Here is an 18,667-nt window from a genome sequence, read left to right on the forward strand (position 1 = left end):
ATTATGACTCCTTAACCTGTCGGACGGTGTCGATCACGCTGCCGTCACGGTAGCGGATCACCCCGACGATTTTGTCGGTAAATTCGATGGGTTTGGGTTCGCCGGTCAGCGAAATCGCCCGCGCGTACAGGGCCTCGATATCGACAATTTTCAGCCCCGCCGCTTCCAGCCGTTCGCGAATTTCCGCTCGCGCAGGATTGACGGCGATACCGTGATCGGTCACCAGCACGTCGATACTCTCCCCCGGCGTTAAGCGCGTGGTCACCCGTTTCACCACCGTCGGAATACGGCTGCGCAACAGCGGTGCGACGACAATGGTCAAGTTCGCGGCGGCGGCCACATCACAATGCCCGCCCGATGCCCCGCGCATCACTCCATCAGAGCCGGTAATGACGTTGACGTTGAAATCCACGTCGATCTCCAGCGCGCTTAAGATCACCACATCAAGCTGATCGCAGCTCGCCGCTTTGCTGCCCGGATTGGCGTAAACGTTAGTGGAGATCTCCACGTGATTCGGATTGCGTGCCAGTGAAGCCGCGGCCTGTCCGTCAAAGCACTGGGTATCGAGCAGTTTTTCGATCAGCCCTTTTTCATGCAGATCGACCAGACTACCGGTGATCCCCCCCAGCGCGAAACGCGCTTTCACGTGGCTTCGCGCCATCTTTTCGCCCATAAAGCGGGTGCAGGCGGTGGCCGCCGCGCCGGAGCCGGTCTGCATCGAGAAGCCGTTTTTGAAATAGCCGGAGTGCTCGATTACATCCGCCGCATAGCGGGCAATCATCAGCTCGCGCGGATTGCTGGTCACGCGCGCCGCGCCGACGCTGATCTTCGCCGGATCGCCGACACTCTCGACCTGCACCACATAATCCACACGATCCTGCACCAGGCTTGCAGGCATGTTCGGGAACGGCACCAGCTCTTCTGTGAGCAACACCACCTTGCGGGCAAAATGGGCGTCGACCATCGCATAGCCCAGCGAACCGCAGCTGGATTTGCCGTGAGTCCCATTGGCATTGCCAAACTCGTCGCTGCACGGCACACCGAGAAACGCGACGTCGATATTCAGCTCGCCGTCCTGCAGGAGCTTCACGCGTCCGCCGTGGGAGTGAATTTGTACCGGTTCGTCCATCAACCCGTGAGAGATGGCATCCGCCAGTTTGCCGCGCATCCCGGAGGTATAAATACGGGTAATTACACCGTTTTTGATATGTTCAATCAGCGCATCGTTGCAGGTCATCAGGGAGCTGGACGCTAGGGTGAGGTTTTTAAAGCCCATGTGCGCGAGCAGCGCGACCACGTTGTTGATGACCCGGTCGCCTTCGCGAAACGCATGGTGGAACGAAATGGTCATCCCGTCCTGCAAACCGCTGCGCTTCACCGCCTCTTCCAGGGTTTCGCACAGTTTGCGGCGGTGTTTGGCGTCGACATCCGCCAGCCACGGCGTGGCACTGTGGGCGGTATCAAAAGGTTTAAGTTCCCGCAGATGAGGGAAGTTCAGGTGGAGCAGTTCTGTCTGATTCATTGTGTCATCCTTAGCGACGCACGCCGGAGGCAGCCGCGCGTTCCAGCACCATTTGCGCATGGTTAATAATCGGCGCATCCACCATTTTGCCGTTGAGCGACACCACGCCCAGGCCGTTGCGTTCGCCCTCTTCTGCCGCTTCAATCACTAATTTCGCGTGATCCACTTCCTGCTGCGTCGGCGCGTAGGCGTTATGCAGCAGGTCGATCTGGCGCGGGTTAATCAGGGATTTGCCGTTAAAGCCCATTTTGCGGATCAGATTGACCTCGCGCAGGAACCCGGCTTCGTCGTTTACGTCCGACCACACCACGTCGAAGGCGTCGATCCCGGCGGCGCGTGCGGCTTGCAGCACGGCGCAGCGGGCATAGAACAGCTCGGTGCCGTCGCCGCGTTCGGTTTGCATATCCATCACATAGTCAAACGCCGCCAGCGCAATGCCGATCAGGCGCGGTGAGCTGCGGGCTATGGCCACGGCGTTAATCACCCCAATCGCCGATTCAATCGCCGCCATCACGCGGGTCGAACCGATTTCGCGGCCGCACTCGCGCTCAATGCGTTCCAGATGGCCTTCCAGCTCAAAGATATCTTCCGGGGTGTCAGTTTTTGGCAGGCGGATCACGTCCACGCCCGCACGAACCGCCGCCTCCAGATCCAGCAGGCCAAACGGCGTGCTCAGCGGATTAATACGCACCACGGTTTCGATATCCTGATACATCGGGTGCTGCAGCGCATGGAAGACCAGCAGCCGCGCAGTGTCTTTTTCGCGCAGGGCCACCGCATCTTCGAGGTCAAACATGATGGAGTCCGGACGATAGATAAACGCGGTAGAGAGCATGGCGGCGTTGGCGCCGGGTAAAAACAGCATACTGCGACGGAGTTTGTTCATGACATTTTGCTCCAGTCTATCTGCTGCGAGTCTGAAGCGCGGATCACCGCACTCTGCAGGCGGGCGCGGATCACACAGTCCAGCGCACCTTTATCCTCAACGATAATTAACCCCTGGCGCACATCCATGGCGCGCAGCGTTTCGTCGACCACCTGGCGAATTTGCTCGCCAAACTGCTTAATCACTTCACTGTGGATGACAATCTCCAGCTCGCCGTCGGCGGGGGCGATTTTCACCATCAGGTCGCTGGACTCCTGCGTTCCGGCCAGCGCCTCCCTTACAATATTCATGATAAATTCCTGATAGTTATGCGACTTCCGCGCGCGCGTGATCTTTCACGTAGTGCGCTTTGAGATGCGCGAAAGTGGATTCCGGGACAATCTCCCGGATACGAGAAAACTGCTGTGTTTTGAGCAAGCGGCGCACTTCCGACGCCGAAATGGCGTTGCCTGTCACCTTGATGCGCGGCATCTCCACTACCTCGATCGCCGGGGCCAGCAGCTGATGCAGCGTCTGGTTGTACTGGCGGGTGATGTCGCAAAATGGCTCCGAGCCGATAAAGCGATGGGTGATCCCAAGCGCAGGGGCGATAAAGTCGCGGAAGATCAGCACGTCGATTTCACTCCACGCCTGCTGCACTTTGCCGCTCTCTTTAAGGAAATAGGCCGGAAACGTGGCGCGGGAGATGATGTACTGCGATCCCTCATGCACCGAGACATTCGGCAGATGTGCCACGCCGGCGCGCACCATCTCCAGACGGGCGCAGAACGGGAAGAACGATGCGTCCTCGCGCACCACAAAGAGGTGCAGCCAGTCACACTGCTTTGCCGCCTGCTCCACCAGATGACGATGGCCGAGGGTGAACGGATTGGCGTTCATCACAATCGCGCCAATCGTCTCCCCGCATCTGCGGCTGCGCTGCAGCGAGCGGCAGTAGCGCTCGATCCCCTGTGGGGTGTTCTCCAGCAGCACGGCGTTATTACCGCTCTGGGCAATCGGCCAGAAACCGCTGCGGGCGAAGCGCTCTTTATTGCACGGGCGGGTGCAGAGAAAGAGATGAAAGTGACCACGCGCCAGCGCGGCATTTTCTACTTCCGCCAGCAGGCGGGCGCTGAGATTCGCGCCCCTCAGCTTTTCATCCACCGCCACGCACTTGATGACGTTGGCAGCCAGCCCCGCACATCCCACCAGCTGTGAACCGGACCAGGCCTCTATAAACAGCGTAATGTCGTTGTCCAGCCCCAGGCCGCTGTCCGCCAGCAAATAACGGATCTGACTTAAGCGTTCCGGGTGTTGCGCGACGATCGTCTGACGAAAGTCGATAGGGAGTTGCGAGTGCATGCTGCCGCCTTGATCAGTGCGCTGCCGCCAGGGTTTGCGCGGGTGCTTCCATAATCACATTGCTCAGATGACCGATATTTTCGATCTCAACTTCAATGCGATCGCCCTCCTGCATAAACAGCGGCGGAGTACGTTTTTTGCCGACGCCCCCCGGCGAGCCGGTGATGATCACGTCACCCGGGCTGAGACGGGTAAAAGTACTGATGTACTCGATCAGCTCCGCGACTTTGTGGATCATGCTGCTGGTGTTGTCTTCCTGCACCATGCGGCCATTGAGCCAGGTGCGGATTGCCAGCTGGTGCGGGTCTGGGATCTCATCGGCTGTCGCCATCCACGGGCCAAACGCCCCGGTCTGCCGCCAGTTTTTCCCGGCGGTGAACCAGGTGTGCTGCCAGTCGCGGGCGGAACCGTCCATGTAGCAGCTGTAACCGCCGACGTGACTAAGAGCGTCTTCGCGACGGATGTTCTCGCCGCCTTTGCCGATGATCACCGCAAGCTCACCTTCGTAGTCGAATTCGCACGAGTGGCGCGGTTTTAATACCGGTGAGTTATGCCCGGTCTGGGAATCGGCAAAGCGAACGAACAGCGTTGGTGCCGGGTTGTGCTGGTCAAACTCTTTGCGCTTGTCGGCGTAATTCATCCCTACGCAGAGGATTTTTTCCGGCTGCTCAATCACCGGCAAAAAGGTGATGGCGCTCATCGGGATATCTGCAACATCGTTGAGATAGCGCGTGGCATCCGCCAGGCCGTTGCCCTGCAACAGCGCCTTGAGGTCGCTGTAGCGATCGCCCAGACGGCGACCTAAATCCACCACACCTTCGGCCTGCACGATGCCGTAGCTGCGTTTACCCTGATACAGAAAACTTGCGAGTTTCATTGTTCTTTCCTGAAGACTTAGACGAGGAAGTTGCCCAGAACCAGCAGCGAGATAGAGACGTTAATCGCGCCGCCAATTCGGGTAGCAATTTGGGCGAACGGCATCAGGCTCATACGGTTGCCTGCGGTCAGAATCGCCACGTCACCCGTACCGCCCTGCCCGCTCTGACAGCAGGAGACGATGGCGACATCAATAGGGTGCATACCAATCTTTTTACCGACGAAGAACCCGGTGGCCACCAGCGCCGAGACGGTGCTGACAATCACCAGCAGATTGCTCACAGTGAAAGCGTTCACCAGCTCTTGCCATGGGGTAATCGCCACGCCAACGGCAAACAGAATTGGGTAGGTCACGGAGGTCTGGAAGAATTTGTACACCACCTGCGAACCTTCCAGCAGGCGTGGAGAGGCGCCGTTGCAGAGCTTAACCAGCACCGCCACAAACAGCATGCCAACCGGAGCAGGCAGGCCAATCAGCTTGTGACCGAGCATACCCAGCATATAGAGCAGCACCGCCAGCAGCGCACCGGAGGCAATGGTGGTCACATCCGCTTTGCCGGAGAACGCCGGTTGCGACACACTGGCGTCTGCATTGGCGCGGTTTGGCATCAACTGGCCTTCACCCGTGAGGTGCGGATAGCGTTTGCCGAGCTGGTTCAGGCAGCCGGAGATGATGATGGCGGTTAAGCCGCCGAGCATGACCATCGGCAGCACACGGCCAAGGGCAACGCCCTGATCCATGTGCAGCAGCGTGGCGTAACCGATGGAGAGCGGGATCGCCCCTTCACCGACGCCGCCCGCCATGATCGGCAGAATGATAAAGAAGAAGATCTGGAACGGCTCAAGGCCGAGCGCCATGCCGACGCCCATCCCGACGATCATGCCGACAATTTCACCGCACAGCATCGGGAAGAAAATGCGCAGGAAGCCCTGAATCAGCACCGTGCGATTCATGCTCATGATGCTGCCGACAATGATGCAGCAGATGTAGAGATAAAGAATGTTGGTGGATTTGTAGAACTTGGTCGTGGATTCGACCACCACATCCGGCAGCAGACCGTAGTACACCATCGCTGACGGAATAAAGGTGGCGCAAATTGCCGCCGCGCCGAGTTTGCCGACAATCGGCAGACGCTTGCCGAACTCACCGCAGGCAAAACCGAAGAACGCCAGCGTGGCGACCATCACCACGATATCGCTCGGCAGTTTACCGCCCAGACAATCCACGGCGATCAACGCACCGGCTAACACAAACAGCGGCAGGGGAATGATCCCGACTTTCCAGGTATCCATAATGTGCCACCAGCGCTCTTTAAGCGACGGCCGCTGAATTTCAATCGGGTCGTGGGTAACAGAGAAAGAATCGTCAGTAGTGCTCATAATTAAGCCTCTTGGTTATTTGTACGTTCAGCTTAGAGTCACAAAGGCTTACTTTATGTGAGGAAAGGCATATTAAAACCGAAGTTTTTATGGCCTCTATGGTTTTAATGGTTTCTTTTATTTAATGTGATTAACACCTTATTTATGGCCGTGGTTTTTATGGTTTCTTTTCCGGAATGTACAAACAAATAACATTGATTAAATTAGCCTTAAGATAAGCCTGATTTTGACATTTTCTTTTGCTGGTCGCGCTGTGCAAGGGATCACAAGTTTCGGGCAAAGCCCGCATCAGGCCGGTAAAAGATGATATATTGGCAAAACCCATTGATACCCTGCGTGATAGTCATGAAAGTGTCGTTTCAGATAAAGCTATTTATTTCGCTGGTCGTCTTTTTCTCAGTGCTGTTTGCATTACTGGGCGGATATTATTATGTCGACGTCGGTAGACAGCTATATCAGGAAATGAGCACGCGCGCCAAAATACAGGCGGAGGAGATTGCGCTTATTCCTAATCTGCGTAAAGAGGTGGAAGAAAAGGATATCAAAGCCATCCATGATTTTATGCACCAAATAGCCTCCCACAGCGATGCCAGTTTTATTGTCATTGGTGATAATAAAGGGTTACATCTGTTTCATTCGGTGTTTGAAGACCGCATCGGTAAAACGCTGGTCGGCGGGGATAACGACGCCGTGCTCCACGGGAAAAGCACCACCACCATCCGCAAAGGGGGTTTAGGGATTTCCCTACGCAGTAAAGCGCCAATTTTCAACGATGCCGGGCAGGTGGTAGGGATTGTCTCCGTGGGGTATCTTACCAGTTACCTCGACACCATTACCGTGAGCAAAGTGGTGAACATCCTGATTGCCGCGGTGCTGCTGCTGTTCGCCCTGTTTGTCTTCTCGTGGTTTTTCACCCGCAGTATTAAGAAACAGATTTTCTCTCTTGAGCCGCGCGAGATCGGCCTGCTGGTGCGCCAGCAAAAGGCAATGATGGAGTCGATCTATGAAGGGGTGATCGCCATCGACGATAACTATCGGATCGAAGTGATCAACCAGGCGGCACGCACGCTTCTCGGTTTGCCGCAACCGGCGCGGGAACTGCGCGGGCAGCCGATTAGCCAGGTGATTGCCCCGGTGGCGTTTTTTACCCCCCAGACCATGCTGGCGAAAGATACTCACGATGAGATCTGCCGCTTTAACGATCTGACGGTGATCGCCAGTCGCGTGCGGATCATGCTGGAGGATTCCCTTCAGGGCTGGGTGATCACCTTCCGCGATCGCAACGAGATCGACTCCCTGAGCGCCCAGCTGAGCCAGGTAAAACGCTACGTCGATAACCTGCGGATCATGCGCCACGAGCAGTTGAACCGCATGACGACGCTCTCCGGGCTGCTGCATATGGGGCGCTACGAAGAGGCGATTGGCTACATTCAGGCGCAATCAGAACATGCCCAGGAGCTGCTGGACTTTATCTCCTCTCGCTTCAGCTCTCCGACCCTGTGCGGCCTGTTGCTGGGGAAAGCGGCGCGGGCACGTGAGAAAGGCGTCGAGCTAAACTTCGATCCCGCCTGCCGGATGGACAAGCCTTTCGCTCCGCTGCTGGAAGCAGAGCTGATTTCTATCATCGGTAATCTGCTCGACAACGCCATCGAAGCGACCCAGCGCGCCCCGCTCCCCCACGATCCGGTGGAAGTGCTGATTAAACTCAACGATCGGGAGCTGATAATTGAAGTGGCGGATCGTGGGGTCGGCATCCGGCCTGAGATCCGTGAGCGGATCTTTGAGCGCGGTATCACCACCAAAACGCGTGGCGATCACGGTATCGGCCTGTACCTGATCGACAGTTACGTCACCCAGGCTGGCGGCTCCATTGAGGTTGCCGATAACACGCCCCGGGGCGCTATTTTCTCGCTGTTTATTCCCGCCACGGGCACTCCCCCGCGCCCTGTTCAGGAACTGGAAGAGACTGACTATGCAACATGAACATATCGACGTACTGATCGTTGAAGATGAGAACGAGCTGGCACAACTTCACGCAGAGCTGATTAGCAAACATCCGCGCCTCAGACTGGTGGGTATCGCATCATCCCTCGCCGAGGCGCAGTCCCTGCTTTCCAGCCTGCAACCACAGCTGATTTTACTGGATAACTATTTGCCCGACGGCAAAGGCATCACCTTGATCAGCAACCCTCTCCTGGTGCACGCCAACTGCTCGGTGATTTTCATTACCGCGGCCAGCGATATGGACACCTGTAGCCTGGCGATCCGCAACGGCGCATTCGACTACATTTTGAAACCGGTGTCGTGGAAGCGGCTGAGCCAGTCGCTGGAACGCTTCGTGCAGTTTGCAGAGCAGCAGCGGGTGTGGAAGATTGTCGATCAACAAAACGTCGATTCGCTGTATCAGCTGCAGGCCAAAAACTACCGCCAGGATAACGGCAGCAAAGGAATCGAAGAGAACACTCTGGCGCGGGTACAGACCCTATTCAACGACAAAGCGACACACTGTTTTTCCGTCGACGAGGTGGTTAACGAGACGGGGTTAAGCAAAACCACCACGCGGCGCTATCTGGAACACTGCGTGGAAGCGGGTTTTTTGAGCGTGGAGATGCTTTACGGGAAGATTGGCCATCCGCGGCGGATGTATCGGCGGAGTGCGGAGTGAAAGAAGCCGGGCGGCGTTTGCGCCTACCCGGCCTGGTATCATGCTCCCCGCCCCCGAAAGGGAGAGGAAAAATCTACTTCAACACATACCCGTACAAGCGCTTGATCCCGTCGGCATCCTTCTCGCTGTACACGCCCTGGAGTTCTGGCGAGAAGCCCGGCAGCAGATTCACGCCCTCTTCCAGCGCCAGGAAATAGCGCTGCACCGCTCCGCCCCACACTTCCCCCGGAACCACGCACAGCACACCCGGCGGATACGGCAGCGCGCCTTCGGCCGCAATGCGCCCTTCGGCTTCGCTGATGCGCACCAGCTCCACGTCGCCACGAATGTAGGCCTGGTTGGCATCCTGCGGATTCATCACTACCGCAGGCAGGCTCGCTTTGCGGAACATCGCTTTTTGCAGATCTTTAACGTTGAAGCTGACGTACAGATCGTGCATCTCCTGACAGAGGTCGCGAATCGAATAGTCACGATAGTGGACCGGATACTTGTTGAAGATGGTCGGCAGGACTTCGGCAAGCGGCGTGTCGTCTTCGATATGCTGCTCAAACTGCCCCAGCATCGCCACCAGTTGCGCCATCTTCTCCGCACTCTCTGCGGGGGTCAGCAGGAACAGAATCGAGTTCAGATCGCACTTCTCCGGCACGATGCCGTTTTCACGCAGGTAGTGAGCGAGGATCGTGGCGGGGATGCCGAAATCCGTGTAATCACCGGTTTGTGGGTCGATACCCGGCGTGGTCAGCAGCAGTTTGCAAGGATCGACAAAATACTGCTCGTCAGCATAGCCTTCAAAACCGTGCCATTTCGCGCCCGGTTCAAAGCTGAAGAATCGACGCTCGCTGGCAATGGCGTGCGTCGGATGATCCTGCCACGGACGCCCCGCCACCACCGGTGGAATAAAGGGTTTGATCATCTTGCAGTTGGCAATAATCGCCTTGCGCGCGTCGATGCCAAGCTCAACACACTCCGCCCACAGCCTGCGCCCGCTCTCCCCTTCATGGATTTTGGCGTTGATATCCAGCGCGGCAAACAGCGGATAAAACGGGCTGGTAGAGGCGTGCAGCATAAACGCATTGTTCAGGCGCTTGTGCGGGCAGAATCGCGCCTGGCCACGGATATGATTATCCTTTTTATGGATCTGCGACGTTTGCGAGAACCCGGCCTGCTGCTTGTGCACCGATTGGGTCACAAATATTCCAGGATCGTTCTCGTTCAGTTCCAGTAACAGCGGCGAACTGTCGGCCATCATCGGGATAAACTGCTCGTAACCGACCCAGGCGGAGTCAAACAGGATGTAGTCGCACAGGTGGCCGATCTTGTCGATCACCTGACGGGCGTTGTAGATCGTGCCATCGTAGGTGCCGAGCTGGATCACCGCCAGTCGGAATGGACGCGCATCCTGGGCCTTATCGGGCGCCACGTCGCGGATCATTTCACGCAGGTAAGCATCGTCAAAACAGTGCTCGTCGATGCCGCCGATAAAGCCAAACGGATTACGCGCGGCTTCCAGATACACCGGCGTGGCTCCCGCCTGAATCAGCGCCCCATGGTGGTTAGATTTGTGGTTGTTGCGGTCGAAAAGCACCAAATCGCCGCGCGTCAGCAGCGCATTGGTGACCACTTTATTGGCGGCAGACGTTCCGTTAAGCACAAAGTAGGTTTTATCCGCGTTAAAGACTTTTGCCGCGAACTTTTGCGCATCTTTGGCAGAACCTTCATGAATGAGCAGATCCCCGAGTTTGACGTCTGCATTGCACATATCCGCACGAAAAACGTTTTCACCAAAAAAGTCGAAGAACTGACGCCCTGCCGGGTGCTTCCTGAAAAAGGCACCATGCTGATGACCCGGGCAGGCGAAGGTGCTGTTGTTCATCGCCACATACTGACTCAGGGTGTCAAAAAAGGGTGGCAGTAAGTTCTCTTCATAGCCACAGGCTGCTGCTTCCAGTTCCAGGAACTCCTGCGCTTTACCGCTAATCACACCGGTAACACCGTCTGGCGCAGCATCTGGCTCTTGCGAGAAGATGAATACCGGAATCTGGAATCCCGTACGTTTCAGTAACGCGAGAATACCGCTGCGGCTTTCGGCCAACGTCATGACGACTGCCGCCACGTCCGTAAAATCGGTGTTATCCAGCGTCACCTTTTCCCGGTGAGTGGACAGCGCGGACACCAGCTCATGGCTGACGGCAATTTTTAGTGATTTCATAGGCGTAAATACCCGTTTCAAGGGGAGAAGAAATCCAGACAGGAGGGGAAAATTCGCGCAATAATGTCACCTTTCATTTTGAGGTGCAAGAAACAAACTTTATGCACTTCTCAGTGGGAAAGCAGGCAGCTTATGGCCTCCATCATGTAATAATAATGCAAGATCAATGATTAAATAGCGGGAGTGTATTTTGGTTATTGGACCCTTTATCAATGCCGGAGCCGTACTGCTGGGTGGCGTGCTGGGCGCGGTATTAAGCCAGAGATTACCTGAACGTATTCGCACTTCGATGCCCTCCATCTTTGGACTGGCATCCCTCGGAATCGGTATTTTGCTGGTTATCAAATGCGCCAATTTACCTGTGATGGTGCTGGCGACGCTGCTCGGCGCGCTGATAGGTGAGTTTTGCTATCTGGAGAAAGGGATTAATGGTGCCGTGAGTAAAGCCAAAAACCTCATCTCCCGCCCGGGGAAAACGGCGAGCGGTTCCCATGAGACGTTTATTCAGAACTATGTGGCGATCATTATTCTGTTCTGCGCCAGCGGCACGGGGATTTTTGGCTCGATGCAGGAAGGGATGACCGGCGACCCCAGCATTCTGATCGCCAAGGCTTTTCTCGACTTCTTTACCGCCACCATTTTCGCTACCACGCTCGGGATTGCCGTCGCCGCGATCTGTGTGCCGATGCTGATGATTCAGCTGGCGCTCGCCACCTGTGCCGCTATGATTCTCCCGTTAACGACACCAGCGATGATGGCCGACTTCACCGCCGTGGGTGGCCTGCTGCTGCTGGCAACGGGGCTTCGCATCTGCGGCATTAAGATGTTTGCGGTGGTGAATATGCTCCCCGCGCTGGTGCTCGCCATGCCGCTCTCCGCGCTGTGGACCCACTTTTTTGCCTAAGTTGCCAGCAAACTGGTGAGAGAGTGTGCAGTCCGTTGCGAAATCGATAAATTTCGTTGACGGAAGGGCCCCAATCGGGTTTAATGCGCCCCGTTGCCCGGATAGCTCAGTCGGTAGAGCAGGGGATTGAAAATCCCCGTGTCCTTGGTTCGATTCCGAGTCCGGGCACCACTATTTAGAAAAACCAGCCTTAGGGCTGGTTTTTTGCTTTCTGGCGTTCAGCCCCCCCATCCTGGCCGATCCTTTCAAGTTCACGCAGCCATGTTGGCACTATCTATCAATGCCGATCATCTGCTGATCGATGCCGGGTATTGAAACGGATACATCCCGCGGACGCGAAGTCACCCCACTGGCGAAGAACAGGTGTCATTTGCCGCCGCTGGTGGTGCTATGAGTTATTTTTACCCTGGTAAGAATCAATAATATTTAAGACTATAATAAAAACACGCCGCACAATAAACATATTGAGCACATGAATATATATTATGTTTTATCCTGCCCTGTCAGCGGTATATAATCAGTAAAATATCACCGCCACATAATTTCATTGTAAATCAGGGAACGAAGAAATGAATTTCAGGACAATAGCATTTTTCTGCGCGTCAGCCTATTTTCTATCGGGTTGCGCGCCACATTCCCCTATTGATGCAAAGAAAACGGGGACCACGGGGAAAGAGAGCGCCACCAGTAAAAGCGCTTCCCTACAGCTGACGGACAAAGATATTTTTGGCAATGAAACGACGCTTGCGGTTTCTGAAGAGGATATTCAGGCTGCGCTTGAGGAAGATGAATTCCGGGTGCCACTCAATTCAAAAGTTATTCTCGTACAGTCCGGCAGTCGTGCACCAGAGACGGTTATGCAGCAGGAGATGAGTCAATATTATTCCGTGGCAACATTTTCCGGCATTCCTGAAAGACAAAAAGTGGTTTCCTGTAACAAAGAAAAAGATGAGAACAGTGAAGCAACGATTGCAGAAAACATGAACTGGATGCAGGCACTTCGATATATTGCTGCAAAAGGCCATCAGAAAGCCATCATCGTTTATCAGGATCTCCTGCAGTCAGGAAAATATGATCCGACAACAAAAAATACAATCTGGTCGGATTACAAAAACGAAAAAATTACAGAGGCGACCTCACTGCGTTACCTGGTACGTTTCACGCTGGTGGATGTGGCGACGGGCGAATGGGCGACCTGGTCACCGGTCAATTATGAGTACAACGTTACGATCCCTAAGACTAACAAGAAAGAAATTATTGATACCACCGACCAACAGGTATCTCAGCTTAAGCAAAGAACGTACGCGTTAATGGTTAAAGATCTGGTGAATCGTTATCAGTAGACAGGCTATATCTGCCGCCAGAAATTTCGGCGGCAGGTAAAATTATAAATATTCTCCAGCTCAGTAATTAAAGACTGATAAAAATCACCTCGCCATAATAACAAGATAGAAGAATAGATATTTTATAATATGACAACAGCTTTGAGTTTCACTATACCACGCGACCAATATATATAATTTCAATTTTGTTAAAAAATCCTTTCCTCCCACAAGCTATATGCACTGGTTCCCGCTATGCAGTGTTCCTGGGTAATACTTTCATAAGTAAATGATACAGACTCTTCTGGCTGGCCCTGACTGTTGTTAATAGTGTGCGGCAACTCACTATGTATGCTTGAGATGCGGGCCTTAATCAGTTTTACTTTGTAATACAACTCATTAATACCAAAGCGGTTAGTGCGATAATATTCAAAATCGCATGTCAGACACTCATTTTCAGTAATGGACTTACTCAGCAAAGGGGATGATTTATCTACCGGCTTCTGAATGCTTAATGCGAGATGATTAACATTCTGCGCCCTGGTCAGGCCGTGATTAAGCGCCAGCACCATAATCTGATCCGTATGAGCGATTTGCGCCTTATTGCCAATGGAGTCCAGCGAAGAACAGCCAGCCGAGATCAGCCCCTGAAGTTCACCGTTAAGAGTTAGATAAACAAGATTTGCCATAATAAGTTCCTCGGGTCCGGATTATTTCCCGGCACTGGTTTCGTTAGCTGCCGTTTCTGGCAGAGAATGATTTTTTAGCAATAGCCAGCGGCTTGCTACGCCCTCAAGCCGCTCGTTAATTTCTGTTTCCAGCGCTTGCGTATTCTGCCCCTGCATCTGGGCATCCTGATATTGCGTCAGCAGGGACTCCAGAGGAGTTTCCTCACCTAGCCCTCGCTCTGCCTGCCAGACCACATTTTTAATGTAGGAGAGTGTCAGCCCCTCCTTTTCGCGTTTCATCACCAGGTCAGCAAAGGCGCGTAAATCCTGTCGCGTCTGCAGCCAGCCCCGGAGCTGCGGACTGTTGCTGGCGCGTGTTTTCACTGTCTCATTCCACCACGCGGTAGCCTTTTGCTGCTGCTGACTCTCCGGCCAGCGGCTACTCGCAGTGCGAGCCATCAGCATTCCTGTTTCCAGCGGTTGCAGTGAGGATGTCTCTGACTGTTGTTGCAGGCGATGTTGATAGCTATCCAGCATGGGCGAAACCAGCCAAAGTGATGCGGCTCCTGGCCCGCTGTCCTTAACCTTCGAAAGGATCTGCTGCGACGGATAAAACTGCCACCACCAGAGCGCAGCCACGATCGCTGCGCTACAGGCGATACCTGCAATAAACCCTTTAATCGCGCTGCCCGTTTTTTTTGCCGGACTGCGCACCGCCACCGTAATTTCCGGCAGTTCGGGCAGCGGAGGCATCGCGTCTGTCGAAGCTGACGAGATGCTCTCCGGCGCGTAAACCAAAGTTCTGACCGTGTTCTGCGTCTGGGTTTCAGCAATGCTCTTCGGTTGCGGCTCCAGCCGTTTACGCGTGTTCTGCACAAAATAGAGCAGATTCTCAACGCGCGGCTGACGCTTAAGCTCCACCTGCTGGAGTTTGTCGCAGATGAGCTGCAACGCACGTTCCGCGCGATACAGCAGTGGCAGATCGGCTGGCGCGAAGGACATTTGCTGTCGCAGAATATTGCCGGTGCGAATATTCAGCCAGTCGAGCATTTCGGTACGTGCTGTACCGCCCTGCGGCCAGAATTTGTCCCACTCGTGGCAAATCATCGCTGCAAGCAGTTCCACGCCCTCACAAAAGCCTGCCAGGCCCTGAGTGCGGGTTCGCGCCAGGGTGAAGTAGGTCGCCGTATGCAGATCCACACCGTTGGTTTTGAAAATCGACAATGCCAGTGACGCCACCAGCCGCCAGTTCAGCTCCGGCTGTGACGGATGATTAGCTTTATTAATCTCCTCCCGGATTGCGCTGAACTCAGGCAGATCACGAGGATCGCTGCCGGTAACGATGGTCTGTGTGAGTACGTCATTATTCATCCCTGCCTCCTTAGTACAGCGTGTCCGGCAACTCGAACTGACTGAACAACCCGCCTGCGAATGGATTGTCTTCCGTATCCGTGTGTACGCGGTAAACCATCGCCCCGCCGTCCACGGTAAAGCGCACGCTGAACGTACCGTCCTGCACACCCGTTAGCTGCCCCGCCCCGAACAGGCGGAACTGAGCCCACGGCCCGCTGAAGCTGATGCTGCGAGGGGAATTGCCGCTTGTGCCGATAAGCGTCAGTTTGCTTTCATTGCCTTCACGCATATTGTTCGGCCACACCAGATGCGCGGTGTAATTGCGCCCCTGGCTGTAATCCACTAACTGGCCATCGAGATTCAGCACGCTGCGGCGTTTGTTGCCGGATAATGACACGGTCTCTACCGCAAATTGCGCACCTAAGCCGTTCTGTTTGCTGAAGAAAATATCGCGAATTTTTTGTGCTGCTTGCAGTTGCTGGCGGATATCCTCACGGATGATCACCGCACTGTCACCGTCTTCCAGGCTGAGGTCGTTTTCCATAAACAGACGCAGATTCTGCTGATAAAACGCGTCCAGCACGCCATCCGGTTTAAAGAAACGTTCAAAGGCATCCAGTGAGGCGTCCTGCTGCGCACCCGGATTGAACGGATAGTTGTTCGCCAGCTGTTCGTTGAAGGGTTTCACTACGGTGTCGCGCCAGTCCACTTCCATGTAGTGAACGGCTTCCACCATCACCACATGCCAGGCCTGGTCAGCGAGTTTACCCACCCAGCGGTTAAGCGGCGCGGGCAGCGTTTTAGCCATCTGACGGGTGGCAAAAATCGGGTCGCTGCTGTTCTGATCCAGCCGAAGCTGTACCGCTTTAAGCGCCGATTTTCCGGGGACCGGCGCATTCTGGATTGCCAGCAGATAACGATGCAGTTCCGTTAATTGCTGATAGACCGCCTGCATCGTGCTTTCTTTCTCTTTCTGCACCGCCAGCGCGCTGTTTTCCGGCGCGAATTCATGCCCGAGACGGGTCAGCAGACGGTAATCCGGCTCAGCCAGCGCCTCTTCCCGCTCTTTATCGGAGAGCTTTTCTGAGAGGACTGCGGGTTGGGTATTGTCGCGCAGAGCCGTCAACGCCCTCTGGAGGGGCTGATCGCCACTGATCACCTGCTCCAGCGCCCCCGTCAGCTGCGCAATAGATTCATAATCGCGGACATTGAGATTATCCATTCCAACCCGCCAGGTGGCGGTGTAATCGCTGAGATATTGTTCCGTAAGCTGACGCTGGATTTCTGTCCGGTCAGCCTGGCTGTACTTAACGCTGCGGGTGAGGTTCAAAACCCAGCTATCCATCGCCGTGAGTTCCACAAGTTCGTCGCGCTGTTTCACAAAGTAACTCTGCAAACCGTAGCGGGTGAGGAACTGCGGAACAATCAGCTTGTTATCGTCAGCCGAGGTAAACACCCGCTCAAAGCTTGGCCCAACCTGATCGCGCAGGTTTAAATCTGCAGGCAATACGCCCAGCGCACGCGTTTTCAGGCTTTGATAAACGCGCTGGTATACCGGAAGTTTGCTGAGTTCTTTTTGCGCACCAGCAACAGAACTGCCATAGGGCGCCCATCGACTGATAGCATCGCTATCACCCTTCTCCCGCTCTGCATGCCAGTCGGTATGCGCCAGCGCATAGTCGAGATGGGACATTAGCTGCACCTGGATATCGCGCTGACCGTGGAATTTTTCACTCCAGCGCTTCGCCATATATTGCTTCACCACTTCATTGCTGCGCCCGCTTTTGTCTTCCAGCATGCGGATCACACGCAGAATAGCGAGTTTCTCCTCGCTTTCGGGTGGCGCCGAATTCATCTCTTTGACCAGACCGTTTAGCAGAGAAGGCAGATAGCGCTGCTCAAGCAATTGCAGATAGGTCTGCTCCACATAGGGACCAATACGTCTGCCCTGATACAGACCCAGATCCGCCAGACGGCTGCGGTCGCCCCAGTCGCCGTAGGCCAGGGTGGCATCGCGTACAGGATTAAGCAGAGGCAATTGCAGATTGCCATACTCATCCATCCCCTGCGGAGGTTGCACGGCCATAAAGGCTTTCGCCTGCTTCAGCACCTGAATACCTGAGGCGTAGTTGGCATTGTAATAGTGATGCCAGCCGGTTATCAGCAGTATCACTCCCGCACCGCCTGCGACAGAGAAAATCGTCAGGCGACGGCGAGCGTTGATAAGCCAGGCATGGCTTTCGCCCGCCAGGTTTGGCTCCGCCAGCAGCACCTGCGGGAACAAATTACGGGTAAAATAGGGGGCTGTATCCACCAGCGGCCAGGCGCTGAGTGGGCTACTCCCAAGCCCGTATTGACGGGCTGCGGACTGCATAAAGATGTCATCCATCTGGCCACGCTGTAGTGACGACGTGAGATAGACACCGCGCAGCATAACGTCCATGTTTTCGCCGTCCAGCAAGCCGTCAAGCAGTGCAACAAGAGGAGCCAGGCTCCCTTGCATCTGACGAGCAAAACTGAAAAGGGAGCTGCGGTCATGGCTCTGCGCCAGCATGAGATCTGGCAGAGCATGATTAATCAGATCGCCCCATACCTTCCAGAAGTTGTCCAGTTCGGCACGCCAGTCGTCACTCTCATGGGCGCCACGAGTAAACGTCACCCCAAGGATGCTGTCGCGGCCCTGCTTATCCAGAGACTGAAATAGCGCTGCAAATCCATGTAACAAATCGAGCCGGGTGAGGACAACATACACCGGCAGTTGGCAATGAAGGTGCTGGCGCACATCCTGTAAACGGCTGCGCAACATCTGTAAGAGGTATTCACGGCGGCGCTTATCAGCCGTCAGGAGATCGAGAAAATCGAGAGTCAGAATGAGGCCGTTGAGGGGCTGACGGGCGCGTTTCTGAACCAGCCAGTCAAGCATAAGCTCCCATAAACGGCGGTGCAGCACATCCGCCTCAGGCTGCTCACAGAGTGAACCGCTGACGTCGAAAATGACCGCCTGTTTTCCGACGTGAGGCGTGAGATACAGCCGCTGTTCGACGCCGCGTGCGGTTTCTGGAGTATAAATAATATCTGAGGCAAAGCCTTCGCGAATCAGCGCGGTTTTGCCACTTCCTGCAGGACCGATAACCATATACCACGGCAGTTGCCAGAGATATCGACGGCTGTCGAGATGGCGTTGCAGGCGCAGTAGCCAGCGATCGAGGTAGCGCTGCTGGGCATTCAGCTCCACGCTTATCGGATCCTGAGTTTCCTCACGCTGCTGCTTCTGCTGTCGCTCAAGCTGTTGCAGACGTTTCATCACCCTGACGGTGAGCCATGCTAGCGCGATAAATCCCCATACGGCTGTCGCCAGCCAACGGCGCGTCAGCGGCTGCAGCCAGTGCTCTTCGTAGAGTGTCCATGTCGGGCCTTTCCACCAGATCCATACCAGCAGAAAAATCCACGCCAGCACCAGTAACCAGAAGGCGGAAACCTTAAAGCGGGGCATGGCCGGTCTGAGGGCAGATTTCAGCCCGCTGAAGAGTCGGGGTGTTGG

At 55.1% G+C, this 18,667-nt stretch carries 14 protein-coding genes and 1 tRNA gene; 5 read left to right on the forward strand and 10 right to left on the reverse strand.

Annotated features, from left to right (window positions below):
- Position 1: 1 nt before the first annotated feature.
- Genes citF through ETG88_RS08055 form a run of 6 tightly spaced genes read right to left on the reverse strand, consistent with a single transcriptional unit; the run spans position 2 to position 6,005 of the window.
- Positions 2–1,522, reverse strand: coding sequence for a citrate lyase subunit alpha (citF, locus tag ETG88_RS08030; RefSeq protein WP_129035121.1), 1,521 nt, complete (start codon positions 1,520–1,522; stop codon positions 2–4).
- 10 nt (positions 1,523–1,532) lie between these two features.
- Positions 1,533–2,408 carry a citrate (pro-3S)-lyase subunit beta gene (gene citE / locus ETG88_RS08035; RefSeq protein ID WP_129035122.1) on the reverse strand — a complete coding sequence of 292 codons (876 nt, stop codon included), beginning with the start codon at positions 2,406–2,408 and terminating at the stop codon, positions 1,533–1,535.
- On the reverse strand, positions 2,405–2,698 hold the full coding sequence (citD, locus tag ETG88_RS08040) for a citrate lyase acyl carrier protein (RefSeq protein ID WP_100778984.1): 294 nt from the start codon (positions 2,696–2,698) through the stop codon (positions 2,405–2,407). The genes citE and citD overlap by 4 nt, the downstream gene beginning before the upstream one ends.
- A gap of 16 nt (positions 2,699–2,714) precedes the next feature.
- Positions 2,715–3,749 carry a [citrate (pro-3S)-lyase] ligase gene (gene citC / locus ETG88_RS08045; protein WP_102104725.1) on the reverse strand — a complete coding sequence of 345 codons (1,035 nt, stop codon included), beginning with the start codon at positions 3,747–3,749 and terminating at the stop codon, positions 2,715–2,717.
- A gap of 13 nt (positions 3,750–3,762) precedes the next feature.
- Positions 3,763–4,626 (reverse strand): fumarylacetoacetate hydrolase family protein, encoded by an 864-nt coding sequence (locus ETG88_RS08050; RefSeq protein ID WP_102104726.1) that lies wholly within the window; start codon positions 4,624–4,626, stop codon positions 3,763–3,765.
- Between the two features lie 17 nt (positions 4,627–4,643).
- Positions 4,644–6,005: a 2-hydroxycarboxylate transporter family protein gene (locus tag ETG88_RS08055; RefSeq protein WP_100778981.1), complete on the reverse strand. Its 1,362-nt coding sequence runs from the start codon at positions 6,003–6,005 to the stop codon at positions 4,644–4,646.
- A 345-nt stretch (positions 6,006–6,350) separates the two neighbouring features.
- On the opposite strand from ETG88_RS08055, the gene ETG88_RS08060 reads away from it, so the two are divergent.
- Together ETG88_RS08060 and ETG88_RS08065 are read left to right on the forward strand one after the other, a co-directional pair.
- Positions 6,351–7,988, forward strand: coding sequence for an ATP-binding protein (locus ETG88_RS08060; RefSeq protein ID WP_129035123.1), 1,638 nt, complete (start codon positions 6,351–6,353; stop codon positions 7,986–7,988).
- Positions 7,978–8,670 (forward strand): response regulator, encoded by a 693-nt coding sequence (locus ETG88_RS08065; protein WP_100778979.1) that lies wholly within the window; start codon positions 7,978–7,980, stop codon positions 8,668–8,670. The genes ETG88_RS08060 and ETG88_RS08065 overlap by 11 nt, the downstream gene beginning before the upstream one ends.
- Positions 8,671–8,743: 73 nt before the next feature.
- Here the strand turns inward: ETG88_RS08065 and ETG88_RS08070 are convergent, their stop codons facing one another.
- The gene (locus tag ETG88_RS08070) at positions 8,744–10,879 is read right to left on the reverse strand and encodes an ornithine decarboxylase (RefSeq protein WP_129035124.1); all 2,136 of its coding nucleotides are present in this window, start codon (positions 10,877–10,879) and stop codon (positions 8,744–8,746) included.
- 190 nt (positions 10,880–11,069) lie between these two features.
- Between ETG88_RS08070 and ETG88_RS08075 the strand changes: the two genes are divergently transcribed.
- The 3 genes from ETG88_RS08075 to ETG88_RS08085 all read left to right on the forward strand — a co-directional run bounded on the left by ETG88_RS08075 (position 11,070) and on the right by ETG88_RS08085 (position 13,126).
- A complete protein-coding gene (locus ETG88_RS08075; RefSeq protein ID WP_100778977.1) occupies positions 11,070–11,783 on the forward strand; it encodes a DUF554 domain-containing protein in 714 nt (237 codons plus the stop codon).
- A gap of 95 nt (positions 11,784–11,878) precedes the next feature.
- Positions 11,879–11,954, forward strand: a tRNA-Phe gene (locus ETG88_RS08080).
- A 398-nt stretch (positions 11,955–12,352) separates the two neighbouring features.
- On the forward strand, positions 12,353–13,126 hold the full coding sequence (locus tag ETG88_RS08085) for a lipoprotein YafT (protein WP_129035125.1): 774 nt from the start codon (positions 12,353–12,355) through the stop codon (positions 13,124–13,126).
- Between the two features lie 188 nt (positions 13,127–13,314).
- On the opposite strand, the gene ETG88_RS08090 is transcribed toward ETG88_RS08085, so the two are convergent.
- Genes ETG88_RS08090 through tssM form a run of 3 tightly spaced genes read right to left on the reverse strand, consistent with a single transcriptional unit; the run spans position 13,315 to position 18,619 of the window.
- On the reverse strand, positions 13,315–13,794 hold the full coding sequence (locus tag ETG88_RS08090) for an Hcp family type VI secretion system effector (RefSeq protein WP_129035126.1): 480 nt from the start codon (positions 13,792–13,794) through the stop codon (positions 13,315–13,317).
- Positions 13,795–13,815: 21 nt separating this feature from the next.
- Positions 13,816–15,144 carry a type VI secretion system ImpA family N-terminal domain-containing protein gene (locus tag ETG88_RS08095; protein ID WP_129035127.1) on the reverse strand — a complete coding sequence of 443 codons (1,329 nt, stop codon included), beginning with the start codon at positions 15,142–15,144 and terminating at the stop codon, positions 13,816–13,818.
- 10 nt (positions 15,145–15,154) lie between these two features.
- Positions 15,155–18,619 carry a type VI secretion system membrane subunit TssM gene (tssM, locus tag ETG88_RS08100; RefSeq protein ID WP_129035191.1) on the reverse strand — a complete coding sequence of 1,155 codons (3,465 nt, stop codon included), beginning with the start codon at positions 18,617–18,619 and terminating at the stop codon, positions 15,155–15,157.
- Positions 18,620–18,667 lie beyond the last annotated feature (48 nt).

The sequence above is a fragment of the Lelliottia nimipressuralis genome, assembly GCF_004115925.1.
Taxonomy (GTDB): Bacteria; Pseudomonadota; Gammaproteobacteria; order Enterobacterales; family Enterobacteriaceae; genus Enterobacter; species Enterobacter nimipressuralis.